The organism is Curtobacterium sp. MCPF17_003 (assembly GCF_003224385.1).
GTDB lineage: Bacteria > Actinomycetota > Actinomycetes > Actinomycetales > Microbacteriaceae > Curtobacterium > Curtobacterium flaccumfaciens.
Genome location: NZ_QKLC01000001.1, coordinates 286,939 through 308,261 on the forward strand (window position 1 = coordinate 286,939; position 21,323 = coordinate 308,261).

The window sequence follows — 21,323 nt, forward strand, 5'->3', positions numbered from 1 at the left end:
TCTCCCGGTGTCGATGCTGGGCGCACGACACCGAGGCCACCGCGGTGCGGTGGAGCGCCCGACGGGGCGCGCGATCACGGTGTCAGCGCGTGGGCTGAGCGGTACCGGTGATCGACAGCAATCCGTCTGCTTCCGTCGGGGGACCCCCGTGTCCGCCATCCGTTCCGCCGGTCGGTCTCCCGCCCCGGCGGCCCCGCGATGACGACGAGGTGACCTCCACGGTAATCCCGCGACACGGGCACCCGCAAGGGATGACAGGCTGGGGGCATGCCGGAGAACCTGTTGCCGACCCCGTCGTCGAACCCCGAGACCCTGCTGCCCGCCGAGCCGGAGGTGACCGCCGCGCTCGAGGCGGAGGCCCCCGTCGCCAGCGTGGTGGTGTCCTACCCGTCGTCGAGCCTGGCGTGGGCGCTGCTCGCCGACGAGGCGTGGGCGCGCGGCGCGACCCTCGAGTCCTACGCGTACGCCCGTGTCGGGTACCACCGTGGGCTCGATGCCCTGCGCAAGGCCGGCTGGCGCGGTGTCGGGCCGGTGCCGTGGTCGCACGAGCCGAACCGTGGGGTCCTGCGGGCGCTGTTCGCCCTGCGCCGTGCGGCCGAGGCGATCGAGGAGCCCGGCGAGGCGGAGCGCCTGACCGACTTCCTGAACGCGAGCGACCCCGAGGCCCTGCGCGCCCTGTCTGCCGGCGCGTAGCTCCCGCACGCAAAACACCGGTGTTCGCACTGCACGCCGCGGGATGCGGGTGTGCAACGTGCGAACACCGGTGTTTTGCGCGTGACCGACTAGCCCAGCAGCACGCTCCAACTGAACGCCTGCGGCCAGAGCTGGTGCTCCGGCAGCACGTCCAGTCCGCACGCCCGGCTGCCGAGCCCGTGCTGCGCGGCGTCGAGGTACAGGTACAGGTGGTCCGACGTCGGCAGCTCGTACGGGTGCTCGGCGCGGTCGATCTGCTGCGCGGTCCACGGCGACAGGGTGAACCCCGCACGGTGTGACCCCACCGTCGTCACGGTGAACGGCCCGACAGCCAGCGATCGCAGCGACGGCCGGTGCCCGGTCTCCTGCGGCCGCGAGTACTCCACCCCGAGCGACCGCACCGGCGCGGAGAACCGGCCGACCCGGGCCGCAGCACTCGAATCGGCGTACGACTCCAGCGGTCCGGTCCCGAACCAGGTGGCCTCCGCATCGGCCAGCGACGCGGGCAGGTCGAACCGCACCCCGATCCGCGGCCACGTGACGTCCCAGGCGCCGAACGGCACGGCGTCGGTCTGCAGCACGAGCCCCTCGGACGTCAGGGTCCAGCGGTGCGTGACCTCGAGGCCCCACCCGCTGTTCGCCGCCGCGACGCGGACCCGCTGCTCCAGCCCGGAGGTGGTCCGCGACACCGACACCAGCCGGTGCGTCAGCCGGTCCAGCCCTCGGTCGCGCCAGCGCGACGCCGACGGGGGAGCGGTCGGGTCGCCGACCCCGTGCGTGAGCACCGGGTCCGCGGTCTCGTAGCCGCCCTGTGACGCCAGGCTGTCGTTGTCGGTCGGCGCACGCCAGAGCTCCAGGCGGGGCCCCGCGACCTCGTGGCCCTTCCAGGACACCAGGTCGCCGCGGGCACTGAAGGTGCCGTCACCGAGTCGGTCGCCGTCCCACCCCTGCCGGGAGGCCCGTGGTGCGTCCGCCGCGCGCGCCGCGACGAGCCGCTGGGTGCGTGCCACGACGTGGCCGGTGTCCGCCCACGCGGTCGGCCCCGCCAGTTCCACGGTCAGGTCGAACCAGAGCTCGTCGCCGGGTGCGAGTTCGGACGTGGCCGCGTCGAGCACCTCCGAGGGCACCGGCACCGTCGCCGACTCACGTGCGGAGACGATGCCCGTGGACAGGCGCCCCGAGGCCTCGACGACGCCGTTCCGCGACAGGGTCCAGCACAGCCGGAGCCCGGCGGTCGAGGCCGAGTGGTACCGGTTCTCGACCAGCACCGTGGTGTCCGAGACCGCCAGGCGGACCGGGGCCACGACGGCGGCGAACTCGGCGAGCCCCGGCGTCGGGGTGTCGTCGGGCAGCACCAGGCCGTCCATCACGAAGTTGCTGTCGTGCACGACCTCGCCGAAGTCCCCGCCGTACGCGTAGTAGTCCTCGCCCGTGGGCGTCTTCGCGAGCAGGCCGTGGTCCCGCCACTCCCACACGAACCCGCCGTGCAGCCGTGGGTACCGGTCGACCAGGGCCTCGTACTCGGCGATCTGCCCGGGGCCGTTGCCCATCGCGTGCACGTACTCGCAGTGGATGAAGGGCTTCGACCGCTGCCGTGCGGCCTCGGCCGGGCCGCAGCCGAGCAGGGGCGTCGGGGTACCGCCGCCGATCGACTCGGTCTCCTGCAGCGTCGGGTACATCCGCGAGTAGACGTCGGTGTACTCGCCCGTGTAGTCGCCCTCGTAGTGCACGGGGCGCTCCGGGTCGCGGGCGTGCACCCACTGCGACATCGCGGCGAGGTTCCGGCCGGTGCCGGACTCGTTGCCGAGCGACCACATCACGATCGAGGCGTGGTTCTTGTCGCGCTCGACGGTGCGTGCGATGCGGTCGAGGTACGCGGCGGCCCACGCCGGGTCGTCGGAGGGATTGCCGACCCAGTCGGTGAAGATGAACCCGTGGGTCTCCAGGTCGCACTCCAGGATCACCCAGAACCCGAGCTCGTCGGCCAGGTCGAGCACGCGGGGGTGTGGCGGGTAGTGCGAGGTCCGGATGGCGTTGACGTTGTTCCGCTTCATCAGTGCCATGTCGGCGCGGGCGTGGTCCTCGTCGAAGACCCGGCCGCGCACGGGGTGGGTCTCGTGCCGGTTCACGCCGTGGAACACCACGCGCTCGCCGTTCACCAGGAACCGGTCGCCGACGATCGACACGGTGCGGAACCCGAGCCGGAGCGAGACGGTCTCACCGCCCGAGCCGGCGGACGCGCCGGTCGCCGCGGAGCCGGTCGACACCGTTGCCTCGTACAGCTTCGGCAGCTCCGCGCTCCACGGTTCGACGCCCTCGACCTCGATCGGCGCGACGTCGTCCGCCGTTGCCCAGGTCACGTCGACGCCCAGGTCGGGCACCGCGAACCGCACCGGGAACACCGCTTCGAGCGCCGGGAACGTGATCGTGCCGGTCCCCGTCTCCGGCCGTCCCGACGCCGCGGTGCCCGCCGAGGCCGGCGTGCCGAGCGTCGCCCGCCAGCCGGCCTGGACGAACACGTCGTCGATCGGCGCCGTGGGTCGTGCGAGCAGGGTGACGTCACGGAAGATGCCGGGTAGCCACCACTGGTCCTGGTCCTCCAGGTAGGACGCCGCCGACCACTGGTGCACCCGGACCGCGAGCTCGTTCGCTCCCGGGCGCACCAGTTCGGTGACGTCGAACTCGGTCGCCAGGCGGGAGCCCGTCGACCACCCCACGAGCGTCCCGTTCAGCCACACCCGGAAGTGCGACTCGACCCCGTCGAACCGCAGCAGCACCCGGTCGGCACCGTCGAACGACGACGGCAGCTCGAAGGTGCGGCGGTGGTCGCCGGTCGGGTTCTCCTCCGGCGGGTGCGGGGGGTCGATCGGGAACGGGTACTGCAGGTTCGTGTAGCTCGGGGCCCCGTGCCCGTGCAGCACCCAGTGCGACGGCACCGGCAGCTCGCCCCAGGCCGAGTCGTCGTCCTCCCCACCGTCGGTCGCGAAGTCCTCGGAGACCGAGGCGACGGGCGACCACCGGAACCGCCAGTCACCGTTCAGCGACAGGGACGGGGCGTCGGTGTGCAGCCAGGCACGGGGTGCCAGCCGCGAGTCGGAGCCGGGTGCGGTGGACGAGAGTGCGGAGTGGGTCAACCCTTGACCGATCCTTCCGTGAGGCCTCCACGCCAGAAGCGCTGGAGGACGATGATGGCGATGACGAGCGGGATGACCGAGACGAGCACCCCGCCGGTGGTGAGCTGGTAGAACTCCGGCAGGCGGTCGACCTGCGAGCGCCAGTTGTTCAGCCCCAGTGTTATCGGGTACAGCTTCTGGTCTGCCAGCATGATGAGCGGCAGGAAGAAGTTGTTCCAGATCCCGACCACCTGGAACAGGAACACGGTGACGAGCGCCGGGGTCATCTGCCGGAGCACCACGGTGTGGAAGATCCGCAGCTCACCGGCACCGTCGATGCGTGCCTGTTCGAGCAGGGTGGTGTCCACCGACGCGGCGGCGTACACCCGGCACAGGAACAGGCCGAACGGCGACACCAGGCTCGGGATGAGCACGCTCCAGTACGTGTCCGTCAGGCCCATCGACGAGAACAGCAGGAACAGCGGCAGCGCCGTCGCGGTCCCCGGCACGAGGACGCCGCCCAGGATCGTGCCGAACACGAACTGACGCCCCCGGAAGTCGTACTTCGCCAACGCGTACCCGCCGGCCGCGGCGAAGTAGGTCGCCAGGACCGCACCGACGCCGGAGTACAGCACGCTGTTCGCGATCCATCGCACGAAGATGCCGCCGTCGTAGGTGAACACCTGCTGCAGGTTGCTCCAGAGCGCGAACTCGCCACCGAACCAGAACCCGGGGGTGGAGAACAGCGCCCCCGTGGTCTTCGTCGCGGCGATGATCACCCAGTAGAGCGGGACGAGGAAGTACAGCGCGGCGATGACGAGGATCCCCGTCACGACGATCTGCGACCTGGGGGACCGGTCGAGCTTGCGGCGCTGGTGCGCCGAGATCGACGTGGTGTCCACGGGGACGGCGGACTTCGCCGTGGCCGGCGCTTCGATGGCTTCGCTGGTCATCGGTCAGTCCCTTCGGTGGTCGCGACGCGACCGGCGTGGAGGCCCGGGTCGGCTTGGGTGGTGACCGTGCTGCCCGCCGCAGCGCGCGTCCGGAGCGCGGTGCGGGCCTCCCGGCCGTCGCGCCGTGCACGCTTGCGCCGGTCGCGTTCGTCCTTGGGTGGCCGGTTCGTCAGCGCGAGGAACGCGAACGACAGGATGAACGCGGCCAGGGCGATGATGACCGCCTGCGCACTCGCGACGCCGTACTCGTTGAACGCGAACGCGTTCGTGTAGGCGGCGTAGTTCGGCGTGTACTCGGTGTCGATCGCCGGGGCCACGGTCGACAGGATCTGCGGCTCCGCGAAGAGCTGCAGCGTGCCGATGATCGAGAACACCGTCGTGAGCACCAGGGCCGGTGCGATGAGCGGGATCTGGATCCGCCACGCGACCTGGAACGCGTTCGCGCCGTCCACCTTCGCGGCCTCGTAGACCTCGCCGGGGATGGACTTCAGCTGCGCCACGATGATGAGCATGTTGTAGCCGGTGTAGGTCCAGGTGACGATGTTCGCGATCGACCACAGCACGCTGTTGGCGCCGAGGAAGTCCGGCTGCAGCCCCATCGACTGCAGCCCGGCGACGATCGGTGACAGCCCGGGCACGTACAGGAACGACCACAGGATCGTCGCGATGACGCCGGGGACGCCGTACGGCATGAAGTAGATCGCGCGGAAGAAGCCCGGCCAGCGGGCGCTCGCCGACTCCAGCAACAGCGCGAGGATCGTGCAGGCGATGATCATCACCGGGACCTGGACGATGCCGAAGAGCAGCATGCGGCCGATCGAGGCGACGAACCCGCTGTCCTGCAGGGCGATCGCGTAGTTGTCGAACCCGGCGAACCGGCCGACGACGCCGTCCTCACCGAACAGGCCCTCGCGGTCGACGGTGGTGAACGACTGGAACAGGGCGCTGATGATCGGGATGACGAACGTCAGCAGGAACAGGGCCAGGAACGGAGCGAGCAGGATCCACGGGGCACGCTTCTGCGCGCTCGTGGCCTTCGTGCTGGTGCGGAACGCGGGGGTGCCGCCGGCCGGTCGACCGGTGGACCGTGGGGTGGTGGTCTGCTGGGTCATCGTGCCGTCCTGACGCTGAGGCCCTTGTCCTTGAAGGACTGGACGATCTCCCGCTGTGCGAGCTCCACGGCGTCACTGAGCTTGAGGCCCGAGGTGATCTTGCGGCGGAACTGGTTCTGCAGCGACGTGAAGGCCGACTGGGTCACCGGGGACCACGACCACTCGACGTTCTGCTCCTGGGATGCCGGCACGAAGACCTCTTCGTTGTAGTTCTGGCCGGAGAACCACTTCGACGGCTGCTGGCGCTGCGCCCCGATGTAGTCGACGGCGGGCGACCAGCCGATGCCGCAGTACTTGATCATCGCGTCGATCCCCGCCTTCGAGGTGGTCATCCAGGTGATGAACTCGAGCGCCTCCTTCGGGTGCTTCGCGTTCGCCAGCACGGCGGCCGTCGAACCGCCGATGGCGCTCGAGCCGAAGCCGTCGGCGCCCCACTTCTGCATCGGGGCGACCTTCCACTTGCCCTCGCCGCCCTGCACCGACTCGATCAGGGCGTCACCCCAGCTCGCGCTCGTGACCGCGGCGATCCTGCCGCTCGCGGCCGCGGCGTACCACCCGGGGGAGTACGCGCCGGCACTCGTGTCGACCAGTTCGTCGTCGATGACCCCGTCGAAGAAGTCCGCGACCATCAGGGTCTTGTCGTCGGTCATGTCGACGACCCACTCGTCGCCGTCGACCTTGAACCAGCGCGCGCCGGCCTGCTGTGCGTACGCGGCGAACGGCGACGCGTCGGCGACCGGGAACACCTCGAGGTAGTTCTGCTTGCCGGTGCTCCGGACCCTGTCGGCCAGGTCACGCCACTCGTCCCACGTCGTCGGGGGTTCGCCGCCGGCCTGCTCGAGGATCGCGGTCTGGTAGTAGAAGCCCATGGGGCCGGTGTCCTGCGGGATGCCGTAGATGCCGTCGACGAACGACACCTGCGCCCATGCGGCCTCGTCGTACTCCGACTCGAAGTCCTTCGCCCCGTACCGGGCCAGGTCGACCAGGCCGTTCGCGAGCATGAACTCGGGGATCTGCCGGAGCTCGACCTGCCCGATGTCCGGGCCGCCGCCGGCCGCGAGCGCGGAGTACATCTTCTGGTACCCGCCACTGTTGCCGCCGGGGATCCAGTTCGCGGTCACCTGGATGTCCGGGTGCGTCTCGTTCCAGACATCGCAGACCTTCTGCAGGTCCTTGAGCCAGGCCCAGTAGGTGAGCTGGACGGCCTCACCCGGGGCCGCGGCGGGCACGAGGGCCGCCTTGTTGACGTTGGTCGAGCCCGGGACCGCGCAGCCGGCGAGGAGTCCCGCCGCCGCGGTGCCGAGGCCGAAGCCCAACAGGTGTCGTCTCGTGATGGGTCGTGGTCGTGGCGCCATTGCCGCACTCCGTTCGTCGTTGATCGGGGTTGTCCACACCCAACCACAGAACCGAATGCCGTTGTGGTTTCGTGACCGTACCGACACTGCGCATTCCCGGCGCACCTTGGAACGGCCCCAGGCCCAGGCGCGGACGGTGGGGTCACAGAGCAGACACCGACGCCCCGGACGGCGAAGGCCGCCGGTGGCACGACCGGGAGGAGAAGCGATGACCGAACGCGGGAACACCACCCATCGCCCCGAACTCGACGAGCAGCTCGCGCACGAGGCGCAGAGCATCGTCCAGGGGCACGGCAGCAACGCCCACGTCGAGGAGTTCCGGCAGTCCGAGCCGGTTCCCGACGACACCGACGACCCGGAGACCCTCGCCGCGTCGGGCTACGACGGCGAGCTCGAGGGCGAACTGCAGGACGACACCACCGACGTCCTGCCCGAGGACGACGCCGACCGTGCCGACCCGTTGCCCACCGGCGAGGGCGATGGAGCCGACGCGACCGTGTACCGCACCGAGACCGGGGAGGGCAGCACCGATGGCTCTGACGCAGAATGACGCCCCGCACCTGCAGTCCGGGATCGCCGAACGCCTGAAGCGTGGGGGCACGTGGACGTGGGCCTACGTCGACGCGTCCGGTGACCGTGAGGACCCGCAGCACCTGGCCGCCCTGCAGCGTCGGAAGGCCGAGGACGTGCTGCGGTCGGCCGGGGCGGACGCCGAGGTCATCGACACGGTGATGGCCGAGCTCGAGGAGACGCCGGGGGTGCCGGCGCCCGTGAGCCGGTACGTGCTCGTGCACGACGGCGAGCTCGTGCTCAGCGAGGTCCTGCCCGGGGCGATGCACGCCCCGACGTCGATCGGCCACGACCCCGTGCCCGACCTGCTGCCGCTCCTGGCGCACCGGCCGCTCGACCTACCGTTCCTGATCGTCGAGGTCGGTCGCGAGGGCGGTGGCTACCGCGCCTACCGTCTGGGTCACGCCGACGTGCCGGACCGTCGCGACGAGCAGCGCGTGCAGGGCCGCACCGACACGCTCCACAAGTTCCAGGGCGGCGGCTGGTCGCACCTGCGGTGGCAGCACCACACCGAGGAGATCTGGCGCGACAACCAGAACGAGGTCGCCACGGCCGTCGACGAGGCGTTCCGGCGGCTGCAGCCGAAGCTCATCGTGGTCGCGGGGGACATCCGCGCACGGGGGCTCCTGCTCGACCAGTTGTCCACCGAGGCGCGCGCCGTCGTCTCCGAGGTCCCGGTCGACACCCGGGCATCGGATGCGTCGGAGACCGCGCTCGTCGAGCACGTCGACATCGCGCTCGCCCGGGTCATCGCGACCCGCCGGCACGACTTCGAGGACCTGCTCCGCACGCACGTCGGCCGCGGGGACAACCAGACGGTCGCCGGCCTCGGGTCCGTCGTCGAGGCGCTGCAGCAGGCGCAGGCCTCGGTCGTCGCGATCGACGCCGCCGCGATCGGCGACCGCACCCTGCTCGCGCTCGGAGCGGTGCCGTGGATCGCCACGGCACCCGAGCAGGCGGCGGGTGCACCGGTCATCGGACCGGTCCCGGCCGTGTGCGCGATCGTCCGGGCGGTCGCCCTCACCGACGCGGAGCTGCTGCTCGTGAACGCCGCATCGCTGCCGAACGGTGCGCCCGCCGCGGCGTTGCTGCGGTGGCCGGTGGGACCGGCGGTGCCGGCCGCCTGAGCGGTGACCGGACGACGGACGCCAGGCCCGGTGCCAGCTGGTACCGGGCCTGGCGTCCGTCTCGGCGCGATCCTGCGGGCCGCCGCGACGGCCGCGTATAGCGTCCCGGCCATGACCGACGACCGCCGACGTGAGCTCGGCACCAGCGACGCACCCGTGGAGGACGAACTCGCGGAGTCCTTCGACGCGACCATCGAGGAGGGCGCGGAGCGGCTGCAACGGACGACCCGGGCCGTCCTCGTCACGGGATTCTTCGGCGGCCTCGAGGTCGGTCTCGGGGTGATGGCGTACCTGGCGGTGCTCACCGAGACCGACAGCCACCTGCTCGCCGGGCTGGCCTTCGGCATCGGCTTCATCGCGCTGCACCTGGCGCACAGCGAACTCTTCACCGAGAACTTCCTGATGCCGGTCGCGGCCGTGGTCGCCCGCGAGGGGACCGTGCTGCAGCTCGTTCGACTGTGGGGCGGCACCCTCGTGGCGAACCTGGCCGGGGGATGGGTGTTCATGTGGCTCGTCGTCCAGGCGTTCCCGCAGTGGCACGTGACGCTCTCGGAGTCGGCACACCACTACGTCGATGCGCCGTTCGGACTGCAGAGCATCGTGCTGGCGGTCCTGGGCGGCAGCACGATCACCCTGATGACGCGGATGCAGCAGGGCACCGACTCGGACCCCGCGAAGCTCGTCGCCGCCGTCGCCGGAGGCTTCCTCCTCGCCGGGCTGCAGCTCTTCCACTCGATCCTCGACTCGCTGCTCGTCTTCGGGGCGATCCAGTCGGGCGCGGACATCACCTACGGGCAGTGGCTCGGCTGGTTCGGGTACACGCTGCTGTTCAACGTCCTCGGCGGGCTGGTGCTCGTGACGGCGCTGCGCTTGCTCCGGACGAAGGAGCTCATGCAGGACCGCCGCCGGGACTCCCAGGACGACCCCGAGCGCGCCGACCACGAACAGGGCTGACGAGCGCGACGGGCGGTGCGACTGACGGGGTCGCTCGCGGTCAGTCGCGCGAGCGGTCAGTCGTGCGAACGGTCGCGGCGGGGCACCAGCGGGACCGCGAGCAGCGGGAGCACCGCCACGATGCCGAACGACGCCGCGAACCCGAGCGCACCGACCAGGGCGCCGATGCCCGGACCGACGGCACTCGCCGCGATGAACTGCCCGGTGTTCTGCGCCCCGAGCGCCCGGCCCGACCAGAACGGACCCGCCGCCTCGGCGACCGACGTGTAGGCCAGCCCGTTGTCGGCGACCGTCACGCTCGTCGCGAGCACCAGGAACACCGCAGCCCCGGCCAGGTGCGTCGCGTCGACGACCGCGAGCACCGCCATCACCACCGCCGCGCTCACCGCGACGATCCGGAGGGGGCCGACGCGCGACCCGGCCCGGTCGCTCCAGCCACCGACCACGATCCGGCCGATCGCCCCGACGAACTGCGCGGCGCCGACCAGCATCCCGGCCGCCGGTGTCGACCAGCCGAGGCCCACGAGCCAGACGAGCCCGTACGTCGACAGGGTGAACTGCGGCACCACGAGCAGGACCGACACCGCGTGCACCCGCCACAGGAAGCCGCTCGACCGGTAGGGGTTCGCGGTCGCCGTCGTCGCCACCGTGGCCCGGGCAGGGCGTGGCGGGTCGGTGATCCCGATCGCGCAGCAGACGGCGAGCACCGCGCAGAGCACGATCGGCAGGACCAGGGCCGCGCGGATCCCGGAGCCCTCGGCGAGCTGCGGCACCGTGACCGCCGCGAGCGTCACCCCGAGCGGCTGCGACATCTGTCGGATGCCCATCGCGAGTCCCCGGCGCTCCTTCGGGAACCACCCCACCACGACCCGACCGCTCGCGGCGTTCGTCGAGGCACTCGTCATGCCGCCGGCCAGGAACGCCAACCCGAGCAGCACCGGGTCACCGGCAGCCAGCCAGGCGGCGACCACGGCGAGCATGGTGAGCACGAGGCCGCCGGCGATGACGACGCGCTCGCCGAACCGGTCGGTGATCGCGCCCCAGGCGATGAGTGTCAGGACCATGCCGAAGGTCGGAGCGGCGGCGAGGACCCCGGCGACCGGCAGGGACGTGCCGCGGCTGAGCAGGTGGGGGATGAGGAGCGCCGGGGCGGACACGACGAGCGTCCCCGCCGCCTGGGCCGCGACCCCGAGGGCGAGCATCGTCCAGGCGCGGGCCGAGACCGGCGACGTCGTGGTGGATCGCTGCGGAGCGTCGGTCGTGGGCATGGGTCGTCTCGGCCGTTCGTCGTCGTTCCGTCGCGGAACGGTTTGGTATACCAGAACGGTATACCATTCCCGCCGTCACGCCGCTAGGCTTGTCCGCCGTGACCGACACGACCGACGCCGCGCCCGTGTCGCAGACGGCCCAGCTCTACGACAACCTGCGCGCAGCCATCCTGACCCTCGACATCGCACCGGGGGAGCGCATCTCGGAGCGAGGGCTCGAGGCACGGTTCCACGCTTCGCGCACGCCGGTCCGCGCCGCACTGTCGCGGCTCGAGCGCGAGGGACTCATCCTGCACGAGGGTCGTTCGTGGACGGTCACCCCGATCGACCTCGACGAGATCGCCTCGCTCGCCGAGCTCCGCGGCATCCTCGAGCCCGCTGCCGTGCGGCTGGCCGTCCAGCGCGCCACGCCGGAGCAGTTGGCGGAGGTCCGCGGGCACCTCGACGCCCTCCAGCCCACCCCCGACCAGCAGGCCGGCATCCGGATGGGGTCGACGTTCCACCTCGACCTCGCCGCACTCGGTGGCAACCGGTTCGTCACCGACGCCATCGCCGACGCCCTGACGCGACTCGAGCGCACGCGCTGGATCGAGGTCCGCACGCCCGAGGCGCGCGACGCCGCGTGGGACGAGCACAGCGCCATCATCGACGCCGTACGCGACGGTGACGCGGACCGCGCAGCGGAACTCGTGGCCGCCCACGTGGCCGGCACGAACGACCGGCTGCTCAGCTGGATCGCGCAGGAGCGCCGACGCCTGCGCGGGGCGGGCATGACGATCGTGGGCGCGACCGAGCGCTGACGTGGCGCGACCGAGCGCTGAGGTGACGAGCGCTGAAGTGAGCGGTCTGCGGGCGCTGCCCGGGCCTCCTGACCGTGTCCGGGGGAGGCCGGGCGCGAGCCGCTAGCGCAGGTCCGTCGTCTCCTGCGGCGCGTCGAGATCGTCGAACGTGCGGATCGAATCCGTGCGCTCGAGCAGCGCGTCGCGCACCTCGGCCTCGTCGTGGCTCGCGCGGAGTGCGAGCTTGCTCCCGGAACGTGTCGACTGTGACATCTCGTGTCCTTCCCCTGCGTGTGGGCAACCTGATCGGTGCGGGCACGCGGCCCGCTGGTGCGCTTCCTCACGGGACGTACTGAGGTCGGAACAGTGTCGCGCGACCCCCGCTGTCCCGCAAGCGTTTCCGGCGCCGTGTGGAGAACTCCCGGGACACGGCATGCCTAGGATGGTCCGGCCGCACAGCGCGAGGCGCGGCACCAGCGGACGTCGAAGGGGAGGCACGGGTTGGCCGACCAGCGCACCGCACCTCCCACGGTCTACGACGTCGCCTCCGCAGCCGGCGTCTCCATCGCCACCGTCTCACGCGTGCTCCGCACGCCCGACGCCGTCCGCGAAGGCACCCGGGACCGCGTGCAGGCGGCGATCCGGAGCCTCGGGTACGTCCCGTCCGGCAACGCCCGTGCCCTCGCCGGCAAGCGCACCGGCGTCGTCGGACTGCTGCTGCCAGGGTTCGACGTGGTGCCCGACGAGCGGCCGGACCTGGTCACCGACGGCGGCGTCCGCGTGGTCGACGACCGGCGGCACGTGACGCAGCCGTTCTCGTCCAACCTGTACTTCGACGAGGTCCTGCGCGGTGCCGAGACCGAGGCCTGGCAGCGGGGGCTCGCGCTCATGGTCGCCGCCGGGCGGGGGTCGTCGCGCGACGTCATCGTGAACGACGTCGCCGGCCGGGTCGACGGGCTCGCCGTGCTGGCGCAGACCGTGCCCGACGACCTGCTCGAGCACGTCGCCCGACGCATCCCGGTGGTGGTGCTCGCCGATGACCGGCGCTCGCACGGGTTCGACTCGGTGAGCGTGGACAACGCCGCGGGCATGCGGACCCTGGCGTCGCACGTGATCGGGCGCCTGGGGATCCGGTCCCTCGCGTACGTCGCGGGCCCGATCGACTCGCCCGACGACATGGAGCGCTCGGCGGGGTTCCGCGCGGCGCTGGCCGACCACGGGGTGCCGGCCTCGTCGGTGCGGATCGTGCACGGCGACTTCGGCCGGGCTCGTGCGCGGGAGCTCGCGGTGTCGCTGCTGGCCGACGACGTCCCGCGCGCCGTCGTCTGCTCGAACGACCAGTCCGCGCTCGGGGTGCTCGACGCCGCCGCTGCCCGGGGCCTCCGAGTGCCCGAGGACCTCGTCGTGACCGGGTTCGACGGCATCGACGCCGGTCGGTTCTCGTCGCCGCGCCTGACGACCGTGCACCAGCCGATGGGGGCGCTCGGCCGTGCTGCCGTCCTGGCGATCGTGGACCGGCTGGAGCGCCGCGAGGGGCCGCCGCGCGCCGTGCGCCTGCCCGTCGAGGTGCTGCTGCGCGAGAGCTGCCCGCCCGCGCTGTAGGCGTGCGACGCTTCGCACCACACGCGACGCCCTCGCACCGTGCCGCACCGCGAAACAACACCCGCGCTTGCACGCCGCGATGTAAGCGCATACATTGAGCACGTACCGACTCGACATGGAGGTCGACCGAGCAATGACGCTTCCCCCACAGCGCACGCGCGGCACGCGTGACCCAGGCCCCCGCCGCCGAGGCCGCCTCGTCGCGGCCATCGCCGGCCTCGCCGCAGTGGCCCTCGTGGCCACCGGCTGCAGCATCCAGGTCCGTTCCGAACCCGATCCCACCATCGGCAAGGACACGATGCTCATCAACGCGGACCGCGGCAACCCGCTGTTCGACCGCAACTTCAACCCGTACATCGCGAACGCCCGCACGGCCTCCAAGTGGATGTACGAGCCCCTCATCGAGGTGAACCCCCTCGACGGCAAGCGCAACCCGTGGCTCGCCAGCGCGTGGAGCCAGCCCGACGCGAAGACCATCGACATGACGATCCGCTCGGGTGTCGAGTGGTCCGACGGGTCGCCGTTCAGCGCGAAGGACGTCGTCTTCACCTTCGACCTGCTCAAGAAGTTCCCGGCCATGGACGTCAAGGGCGCCTGGCAGCACATCGAGCGCATCGAGCAGGACGGCGACCACGTCGTCTTCCACCTCAAGAGCGAGGACGTCCCGAGCCTGACGATCATCGGGCAGACCTACATCCTCGGCCAGGACCACTGGGGCGGCGTGAAGGACCCGACGACCTGGCGCGACCCGAACCCGGTCGGCACCGGGCCGTTCGTCCTCGGCAACTACACCGACCAGCAGTACTCGATGGACAAGAACCCGGAGTACTGGCAGGCCGACAAGATCGCCATCAAGCACCTCATCCTGCCGGCGACGAACACGCAGCTCGACACCGTCACCCGCGGCTACGACTGGGCGTACTCGTTCATCTCCGACGTGAAGGGCACCTGGGGCGCCGCGTCGAAGACGAACGAGTGGTGGTTCCCGGCCGGCGGTGTGATCGGCCTCATCCCGAACCTGACGAAGGCGCCGTACGACGACGTCAACGTCCGCCGGGGCATCTCGCTCGCGCTGGACCGCGACGCCATCGCCGAGACCGCGTCCGAGGGCAACCTGTCGGCGGCGGGCCAGACCGGCCTGATCCTGCCGAACCAGGAGCGGTACCTCAACCCGGACATCCCCGACCAGGGCATGATCACCCAGGACACGAAGGCGGCACTCGCCAGCCTCGAGAAGTCCGGTTACACCGTGCAGGGCGGCAAGGTCGTCAAGGACGGCAAGCAGCTCGCGATCACGATCATGACCGCGAACGGCTACTCCGACTGGCTCCGCGCCGCGCAGGAGGTCCGCCGCGAACTGACGGCCATCGGCATCAAGGTGACGATCCAGGCGCCGCAGCCCGCCGGGTACCAGCAGAACATCAACAACGGCACGTTCGACATGGCGATGGGCGGCATGGGCAACGGTGACGTCTACCAGGCGTTCAACTCCCTGCTCAGCAGCGAGTTCTACCAGCCGGTCGGCAAGTCGACCGTCAACAACTACGAGCGGTACAAGAACGCCGACACCCAGAAGCTCCTCGACGAGTACAAGGCGACGACGGACACCGCGAAGCAGCAGGAGATCCTCGACCAGCTGCAGCAGACCGTCTACGACGAGCTCCCCGTCATCGGCATGTACTACGGCGGGCTCTGGGGCCTGTTCAACACCGGCAAGTTCGTCGGCTGGCCGAGCGCGAAGGACCCCTACATGGCACCGCAGAACTACGACTCGGCACCGCTGCTCATCTTCACCAAGCTCCGGCTCCGCGACAGCGCCGCCGGCAAGCAGATCCTGCAGGAGCAGAACGCCGAGCAGCAGGAGGACCAGAAGTGAAGTACATCCTCCAGAAACTCGTCCTCTTCGTCCTGACCCTCTGGGCCGCGGTCACGCTGAACTTCGTGCTCCCGCGTCTGATGCCCGGCAGCCCGGCCGACGCCGCACTCGCGAAGCTCAGCCAGAACGGCCCGGTCACCGACGCCACCAAGAAGGCCATCGAGGCCCAGCTCGGGGTGCCGACCGGCAACCTCTGGGACCAGTACGTCAGCTACCTGCACCAGGTCGTCACCCTCGACTTCGGCACGAGCTACACGTTCTACCCCCAGCCCGTCGGCGACCTCGTGTCGAAGGCCCTGCCGTACACGCTGATCCTGGTCGGGGTCGTCACGATCCTGGCGTTCGTCCTCGGCACCCTGATCGGTGTCGCGGCGGCGTGGAAGCGCGGCACCTGGCTCGACTCGCTGCCCACCCTGTCGGGGAGTTTCATGTCGACGTTCCCGTACTTCTGGACCGCCCTGCTGCTGCTGTTCTTCCTCGGCTACGTGCTGCACTGGTTCCCGACCACGGGCGCCTACTCGGCGACGACGACGCCCGGGCTCAACGGTGCCTTCTTCGGCGACGCACTGCAGCACGCGGTGCTGCCGGCGGTCACGATCCTGGTGACGAGCCTCGGCGGTTGGATCATCGGCATGCGCAACGCGATGATCAACACCCTCGGTGACGACTACGTGACCTTCGCCGAGGCCAACGGCCTGCGCGGACGCACCGTGGCCATCCGCTATGCGGCCCGCAACGCGATCCTGCCGAACCTGACCGGCTTCGGTCTGGCGCTCGGTGGCGTGGTCGGCGGTTCCGTCCTGGTCGAGCAGGTCTTCGGCTACCCGGGCATCGGCTACCTGCTGTTCAACGCCGTGATCGGGCAGGACTACCCGCTCATGCAGGCCCTCTTCCTGATGATCACCGTGTCGGTGCTCATCGCCAACTTCATCGTGGACGTCATGTACGGCGTCCTGGACCCGAGGACGCGTCGATGACCAACAACATCACGAAGGCGGCGTGCTGCGCCCACATCAAGCACACGGGGGCACGTCGATGACCAACAACGCAACCATCGCCGTGCGAACGCAGGACACGGAAGAACAAGCAGCACCGTCCAAGTGGCGCGCCGCCGCCCGCCAGTTCGGCGTCGTCTGGTCGAACAAGAAGGCCCGGATCGGCATCATCATCCTCGGCGTCTTCGTGTTCGTCGCGGTCTTCGCCCCGCTCCTGGCCCCCTACGGTGCCAGCCAGAACGGCTTCGCCCGGTCCGCCGACGCGACGCCGGACCACTGGATGGGCACCACCGCCGCCGGCGAGGACGTCCTGTCCCAGATCATCTACGGCGCCCGCATCTCGGTCATGGTCGGCGCGGTCGCGGGCATCCTGTCCACGCTCGTCGCCGTCGCGATCGGCCTCAGCTGGGGCTACGTCCGCGGCTGGATCGCCGAGGTCATCGGGTTCATCGTGAACCTGTTCCTCGTCATCCCGGGTCTGCCCCTGATGATCGTCATCGCCGCCTACCTGCAGAACGGCGGCATCGCGGTGATCATCGCGGTCATCGTCGTAACCGGTTGGGCGTGGGGCGCTCGCGTGCTCCGCTCGCAGACGCAGTCGCTGCGCGGCCGGGACTTCGTCACCGCCGCCCAGTTCTCCGGTGAGGGCGCGACCCGCATCGTGTTCCGCGAGATCCTGCCGAACATGACGAGCCTCATCGTCGGCAGCTTCTTCGGGGCCGCCACCAGCGCCATCCTCGCCGAGGCGGGCCTCGAGTTCCTCGGACTCGGCGACTCGTCGATCGTCAGCTGGGGCACGATCCTGTACTGGGCGCAGAACTCGAACGCGCTCCTCACCGGGCAGTGGATCCTGCTCTTCGCGCCGGGTCTCTGCATCGCGCTGCTCGCGATGAGCCTCACCCTGATCAACTTCGGCGTCGACGCCGTGTCCAACCCGCGGCTGCGCGACGGCGCACGGCCCCGTAAGGAGAAGCGCGCATGAGCGGCTTGCCAGAAACGCACCCGGCAGACGGCCTGGAGGCGCCCACCGGCGCCGCCACGGGCCTCCAGTCCGACAGCGGTGGCGTCCAGGACGTCCTGCTCGACGTCCGCGACCTGTCGGTCGTCTACGAGTCGGCCGGCCAGAGCGCCGTCCAGGCCGTCGACCACGTGTCGTTCCAGCTGAAGAAGGGCGAGTTCGTCGGCCTGGTCGGCGAGTCCGGTTCCGGCAAGTCGACGCTCGGGTACGCGCTGACCCGGCTGCAGAAGCCGCCGGCACGGACGAACGGCGGCAGCATCGTCTTCGCGGGGAAGGACATCCGCGACCTCGACGACGAAGCCCTGCGCCAGCAGCGGCAGGGCGGCTTCGCCATGGTGCTGCAGTCCGGCATGAACGCGCTCAACCCGGTGCGCACCATCCGGAACCACTTCATCGACGTCTTCAAGGCGCACGGCCACGTGTCGCGCGACCGTTGGGACGCCCGGATGAAGGAGCTCATCGAGAAGGTGAAGCTGCCGACCTCGATGCTCGCCCGGTTCCCCGGGGAGCTCTCCGGCGGCATGCGGCAGCGCGTCTCCATCGCCCTGGCGCTCTCGCTCGAGCCGCAGCTCATGGTGTTCGACGAGCCGACGACGGCGCTCGACGTCCTCGTGCAGCACGCCGTGATGGACACCATCATCGAGCTGCAGCGCACCGAGGGCTTCACGGCGATCCTGATCAGCCACGACCTCGGCATCGTCCTCGAGGCCACCGAGCGCGTCCTCGTCATGCACGAGGGCCGGATCGTCGAGGACGGCGGCGCACGCGAGATCCTCCGCGACCCGCAGGACGAGTACACGCAGATGCTCCTGTCGCACTACGCCGACCCCCGCGCCGAGGTGGTGTCGCTCCCGGGCTTCCCGGACCGCTCGCTCCGCGCCGAGGCCGGCGAGAAGCGGCAGGAGACGACCTCGTCGTTCAGCACCGTCGGCTCCCGTGAGCGCAGTGCCGCCCGCAACCCGATCGTCGTCGACCACATCGTGAAGACCTACCCGGCTCCCCGCCGCGGTGAGCAGCCGGTGCAGGCCGTGCGCGACGTGTCGTTCACCCTGGAGCCCGGGCAGTCGCTCGCCCTGGTCGGCCAGTCCGGTTCGGGCAAGTCGACCATCGCGAAGCTGCTCACCGGCGTCGAGAAGCCGACCACCGGCACGGTCCGGTTCGGGGACCTCGACGTCGCCCGCCTCGGCAAGCGCGGCCTGCGGGACCTGCGCTCCGAGGTCCAGATGGTGTTCCAGGACCCGTACTCGGCGCTCAACCCGCTGCACACGGTCGAGTACACGCTGTCCCGGCCGATCGCGAACTACACCGGGCTGACCGGCCGCGATGCCCGGCGCCGGGTGCTCGAGCTGCTCGACACGGTGGGGCTCACCCCCGTCGAGCAGTTCGCGCAGAAGCTCCCGCACCAGCTCTCCGGCGGGCAGCGGCAGCGCGTGGTCATCGCCCGGGCGCTCGCGAGCGACCCGCAGGTGATCATCGCCGACGAGCCGGTGTCGATGCTCGACGTGACGCTTCGCGCCGGCGTGCTCGCACTGCTCGAGGACCTCCGCGAGCAGTGGGGCGTCTCGCTCCTCTACATCACGCACGACCTGCTGAGCGCGCGGCTCATCACGGACGACATCATGGTGCTCCACGAGGGCGCCGTGGTCGAGCGGGGTCACACGGCCGAGGTGCTGCAGCACCCGCAGGACGACTACACGGTCGCCCTGCTGGACGCGGTGCCGAACCCGCGGAGGACACTGCGCGCATGACGAACCTGCACGAGTTCCCCACCGTCCCGGCCTTCGGACACCTGCCCACCCCGGACGGCGTCGACGTCGTCGGGATCGACGTCCCGGTCGGGCGGCTCACGGCCTACCGGATCGTGCCCGAGGGGGTGTCGAAGGGCGTCGTGCTCATCGTCCCCGGCTACACCGGCTCGAAGGAGGACTGGCGGACCTTCCTGCCCGTCCTCCGCGACGCCGGGTGGACCGCGGTCGCGATCAGCCGACGCGGTCAGGCCGACTCGGCCGCACCGACCGAACCCCGCGACTACTCCCTCGACGAAGAAGCCGCCGACGTCGTGCGGGTCGCGCGCCTGCTCGACGACGGCGCCCCCGTGCACCTGATCGGGCACTCGCTCGGCGGCGTGATCGTCCGGGCCGCCGCGCTCCAGGACCCGACGGCGTTCCGCGACGTCGTGCAGTTCTGCTCCGGGCCGCACGGCTGGCCGTACCGCAAGGTCGCCGAGCTGACGATCCTGCACGACACCGGCGGGAACCTCCGGCAGCTGTTCGACTCGACGAACCCGCTCTGGGCGTACCGGCCCGACGACGAGCTGCCCGACGACGTCCGGATGGTGCGCGACCGCTTCGACGCGACCAGCCCGCTCAGCGTCGTCGCCGGCGGGCACATCCTCGAGGACCACACTGACGCCTCCGACGCCCTGCGCGCCACCGGCCTGCCGGTCCTCGTCGCCCACGGCGAGTGGGACAACGCCTGGCCGATCCCGTGGCAGCGGCAGATGGCCGAGGACACCGGGGCAGCGTACGAGGTGATCCCGGCCAGCTACCACGGCCCCCAGGTCGAGAACCCCCTCGGCACGGTCGCCGTGTTCGACACCTTCTTGTCACAACACTGAAAGGCACCATCATCTCCACGCTGCAGTTCCCCGACGGCTTCCTCTGGGGTGCCGCCACCGCCGCCCACCAGATCGAGGGCAACAACGTCAACAGCAACTGGTGGGTGCACGAGCACGAGCCGGACACCACCATCGTCGAACCCTCGGGCGACGCGGCGGACAGCTACCACCGGTACCGCGAGGACATCCGCATCGCCGCCGACCTCGGCCTGAACTCGTACCGGTTCAGCGTCGAGTGGGCCCGCATCGAGCCCGAGCGCGGGTTCGTCAGCCGTGCCGAGGTCGACCACTACCGCCGCATGGTCGACGCCTGCCACGAGTTCGGCATCGAGCCGATCGTCACCCTCATGCACTTCACGGTGCCGCGCTGGTTCGAGCGCGACGGCTTCTGGCGCGCACCCGACGCCGCGGACCTGTTCGCCCGCTACACCGAGGCGGCGCTGCCGATCGTGCAGGACGGCGTCCGCTACGTCTGCACGATCAACGAGCCGAACATCGCGGCGATGCTCGCCGGCGGCGAGGACGCCGCGAATCTGGTGGCCTACGGTCTGCCGAACCCGGACCTGGGTGTCGCCGACGCCCTGCTGGCCAGCCACCGGCGGTCGCGCGAGGTCCTGTCACAGGTGTCGGGCCTCCGGTCAGGCTGGACCGTCGCGACCCAGGCGTTCAAGTCCAACGGTGAGCCGGGCGCGGACGCGATGCTCCGCGAGTACGGGTACCCGCGCGACGACTGGTACCTCGAGAACGCCGCTGGCGACGACTTCCTGGGGGTGCAGGCCTACACCCGCACGTTCATCGGTCCGGACGGGCCCCTGCCCGTCGCTGACGACGTCGAGACGACCCTGACGGGTTGGGAGTTCTACCCCGAGGCCTCGGCCGACGGGCTCCGCAGCGCGTGGGAGCTCTCCGGTGGTGTCCCGCTGATGATCACGGAGAACGGCATCGCCACCGCCGACGACTCCCGCCGGCAGGCGTACACGCAGGGCGCGCTCGAGGGCATCCACCGCTGCATCGAGGACGGCATCGAGGTCCTCGGCTACCAGCACTGGTCGCTGCTCGACAACTACGAGTGGGCCTCCGGCTTCCGCCCGACCTTCGGGCTGGTCGCGTGGGACCGCGAGACCTTCGAGCGCACGCCGAAGGACTCCGCCCGCTGGTACGGGCGGGTCGCGCAGGCGAACGCCCTCGAGTCGGTCACCGTCTAGGACGGTCGACCGCGCAGGCGCGCGGCGGACGGGAGGCCCTGCTCCCGTCCGCCGCGCTTCGTCACGTCCGGCCCGGTTCGGCCCAC

The 21,323-nt window shown here is 70.8% G+C and carries 18 protein-coding genes; 12 read left to right on the forward strand and 6 right to left on the reverse strand.

Going from position 1 to position 21,323, the window contains the following annotated elements; translation table 11 throughout:
- Positions 1-267: 267 nt before the first annotated feature.
- On the forward strand, positions 268-693 hold the full coding sequence (locus tag DEJ30_RS01415) for a DUF3151 domain-containing protein (protein ID WP_110858714.1): 426 nt from the start codon (positions 268-270) through the stop codon (positions 691-693).
- Positions 694-782: 89 nt separating this feature from the next.
- On the opposite strand, the gene DEJ30_RS01420 is transcribed toward DEJ30_RS01415, so the two are convergent.
- The 4 genes from DEJ30_RS01420 to DEJ30_RS01435 are packed head-to-tail and all read right to left on the reverse strand — an operon-like array spanning position 783 to position 7,226.
- Positions 783-3,827, reverse strand: coding sequence for a glycoside hydrolase family 2 TIM barrel-domain containing protein (locus tag DEJ30_RS01420; protein ID WP_110858715.1), 3,045 nt, complete (start codon positions 3,825-3,827; stop codon positions 783-785).
- On the reverse strand, positions 3,824-4,759 hold the full coding sequence (locus DEJ30_RS01425; RefSeq protein WP_110858716.1) for a carbohydrate ABC transporter permease: 936 nt from the start codon (positions 4,757-4,759) through the stop codon (positions 3,824-3,826). The genes DEJ30_RS01420 and DEJ30_RS01425 overlap by 4 nt, the downstream gene beginning before the upstream one ends.
- Positions 4,756-5,871, reverse strand: coding sequence for a carbohydrate ABC transporter permease (locus DEJ30_RS01430; RefSeq protein WP_110858717.1), 1,116 nt, complete (start codon positions 5,869-5,871; stop codon positions 4,756-4,758). The genes DEJ30_RS01425 and DEJ30_RS01430 overlap by 4 nt, the downstream gene beginning before the upstream one ends.
- Positions 5,868-7,226: an extracellular solute-binding protein gene (locus tag DEJ30_RS01435; RefSeq protein WP_110858718.1), complete on the reverse strand. Its 1,359-nt coding sequence runs from the start codon at positions 7,224-7,226 to the stop codon at positions 5,868-5,870. The genes DEJ30_RS01430 and DEJ30_RS01435 overlap by 4 nt, the downstream gene beginning before the upstream one ends.
- 208 nt (positions 7,227-7,434) lie before the next feature.
- On the opposite strand from DEJ30_RS01435, the gene DEJ30_RS01440 reads away from it, so the two are divergent.
- The 3 genes from DEJ30_RS01440 (at position 7,435) to DEJ30_RS01450 (ending at position 9,877) form a co-directional block, all read left to right on the forward strand.
- Positions 7,435-7,776, forward strand: coding sequence for a hypothetical protein (locus DEJ30_RS01440; RefSeq protein WP_110858719.1), 342 nt, complete (start codon positions 7,435-7,437; stop codon positions 7,774-7,776).
- On the forward strand, positions 7,757-8,923 hold the full coding sequence (locus DEJ30_RS01445) for a Vms1/Ankzf1 family peptidyl-tRNA hydrolase (protein ID WP_110858720.1): 1,167 nt from the start codon (positions 7,757-7,759) through the stop codon (positions 8,921-8,923). The genes DEJ30_RS01440 and DEJ30_RS01445 overlap by 20 nt, the downstream gene beginning before the upstream one ends.
- A gap of 111 nt (positions 8,924-9,034) precedes the next feature.
- The gene (locus tag DEJ30_RS01450; RefSeq protein ID WP_110858721.1) at positions 9,035-9,877 is read left to right on the forward strand and encodes a formate/nitrite transporter family protein; all 843 of its coding nucleotides are present in this window, start codon (positions 9,035-9,037) and stop codon (positions 9,875-9,877) included.
- 56 nt (positions 9,878-9,933) lie between these two features.
- Here the strand turns inward: DEJ30_RS01450 and DEJ30_RS01455 are convergent, their stop codons facing one another.
- Positions 9,934-11,145: an MFS transporter gene (locus DEJ30_RS01455; RefSeq protein ID WP_110858722.1), complete on the reverse strand. Its 1,212-nt coding sequence runs from the start codon at positions 11,143-11,145 to the stop codon at positions 9,934-9,936.
- A 98-nt stretch (positions 11,146-11,243) separates the two neighbouring features.
- Here DEJ30_RS01455 and DEJ30_RS01460 point away from each other — a divergent pair, with 98 nt between their 5' ends.
- Complete coding sequence (locus DEJ30_RS01460) at positions 11,244-11,945, forward strand: GntR family transcriptional regulator (RefSeq protein WP_231564062.1); 702 nt, start codon at positions 11,244-11,246, stop codon at positions 11,943-11,945.
- Between the two features lie 102 nt (positions 11,946-12,047).
- On the opposite strand, the gene DEJ30_RS18015 is transcribed toward DEJ30_RS01460, so the two are convergent.
- Positions 12,048-12,197: a hypothetical protein gene (locus DEJ30_RS18015; RefSeq protein ID WP_155896754.1), complete on the reverse strand. Its 150-nt coding sequence runs from the start codon at positions 12,195-12,197 to the stop codon at positions 12,048-12,050.
- Between the two features lie 228 nt (positions 12,198-12,425).
- On the opposite strand from DEJ30_RS18015, the gene DEJ30_RS01465 reads away from it, so the two are divergent.
- From DEJ30_RS01465 to DEJ30_RS01495, 7 genes are all read left to right on the forward strand, one after another.
- Entirely contained in the window at positions 12,426-13,526 is a 1,101-nt protein-coding gene (locus DEJ30_RS01465; RefSeq protein ID WP_110858723.1) for a LacI family DNA-binding transcriptional regulator, read from the forward strand.
- Positions 13,527-13,620: 94 nt separating this feature from the next.
- Positions 13,621-15,402, forward strand: a complete 1,782-nt coding sequence (locus DEJ30_RS01470) for an ABC transporter substrate-binding protein (RefSeq protein ID WP_258369767.1) — start codon at positions 13,621-13,623, stop codon at positions 15,400-15,402.
- Positions 15,399-16,379 (forward strand): ABC transporter permease, encoded by a 981-nt coding sequence (locus DEJ30_RS01475; RefSeq protein WP_110858725.1) that lies wholly within the window; start codon positions 15,399-15,401, stop codon positions 16,377-16,379. Before DEJ30_RS01470 ends, DEJ30_RS01475 begins: the two co-directional genes overlap by 4 nt.
- Positions 16,380-16,437: 58 nt before the next feature.
- Entirely contained in the window at positions 16,438-17,379 is a 942-nt protein-coding gene (locus DEJ30_RS01480; RefSeq protein ID WP_110858726.1) for an ABC transporter permease, read from the forward strand.
- Positions 17,376-19,163 (forward strand): ABC transporter ATP-binding protein, encoded by a 1,788-nt coding sequence (locus DEJ30_RS01485; RefSeq protein ID WP_110858727.1) that lies wholly within the window; start codon positions 17,376-17,378, stop codon positions 19,161-19,163. Before DEJ30_RS01480 ends, DEJ30_RS01485 begins: the two co-directional genes overlap by 4 nt.
- The gene (locus tag DEJ30_RS01490; RefSeq protein WP_110858728.1) at positions 19,160-20,032 is read left to right on the forward strand and encodes an alpha/beta fold hydrolase; all 873 of its coding nucleotides are present in this window, start codon (positions 19,160-19,162) and stop codon (positions 20,030-20,032) included. The genes DEJ30_RS01485 and DEJ30_RS01490 overlap by 4 nt, the downstream gene beginning before the upstream one ends.
- Positions 20,033-20,040: 8 nt before the next feature.
- Positions 20,041-21,237, forward strand: a complete 1,197-nt coding sequence (locus DEJ30_RS01495) for a glycoside hydrolase family 1 protein (RefSeq protein WP_110858932.1) — start codon at positions 20,041-20,043, stop codon at positions 21,235-21,237.
- Positions 21,238-21,323 lie beyond the last annotated feature (86 nt).

Bases quoted from the DNA above. Each gene is read 5' to 3' on its own strand.
- DEJ30_RS01415 (WP_110858714.1), top strand. From the start codon at position 268: ATGCCGGAGAACCTGTTGCCGACCCCGTCGTCGAACCCCGAGACCCTG.
- DEJ30_RS01425 (WP_110858716.1), bottom strand. From the start codon at position 4,759: ATGACCAGCGAAGCCATCGAAGCGCCGGCCACGGCGAAGTCCGCCGTC.
- DEJ30_RS01430 (WP_110858717.1), bottom strand. From the start codon at position 5,871: ATGACCCAGCAGACCACCACCCCACGGTCCACCGGTCGACCGGCCGGC.
- DEJ30_RS01435 (WP_110858718.1), bottom strand. From the start codon at position 7,226: ATGGCGCCACGACCACGACCCATCACGAGACGACACCTGTTGGGCTTC.
- DEJ30_RS01440 (WP_110858719.1), top strand. From the start codon at position 7,435: ATGACCGAACGCGGGAACACCACCCATCGCCCCGAACTCGACGAGCAG.
- DEJ30_RS01445 (WP_110858720.1), top strand. From the start codon at position 7,757: ATGGCTCTGACGCAGAATGACGCCCCGCACCTGCAGTCCGGGATCGCC.
- DEJ30_RS01450 (WP_110858721.1), top strand. From the start codon at position 9,035: ATGACCGACGACCGCCGACGTGAGCTCGGCACCAGCGACGCACCCGTG.
- DEJ30_RS01455 (WP_110858722.1), bottom strand. From the start codon at position 11,145: ATGCCCACGACCGACGCTCCGCAGCGATCCACCACGACGTCGCCGGTC.
- DEJ30_RS18015 (WP_155896754.1), bottom strand. From the start codon at position 12,197: ATGTCACAGTCGACACGTTCCGGGAGCAAGCTCGCACTCCGCGCGAGC.
- DEJ30_RS01480 (WP_110858726.1), top strand. From the start codon at position 16,438: ATGACCAACAACGCAACCATCGCCGTGCGAACGCAGGACACGGAAGAA.
- DEJ30_RS01485 (WP_110858727.1), top strand. From the start codon at position 17,376: ATGAGCGGCTTGCCAGAAACGCACCCGGCAGACGGCCTGGAGGCGCCC.
- DEJ30_RS01490 (WP_110858728.1), top strand. From the start codon at position 19,160: ATGACGAACCTGCACGAGTTCCCCACCGTCCCGGCCTTCGGACACCTG.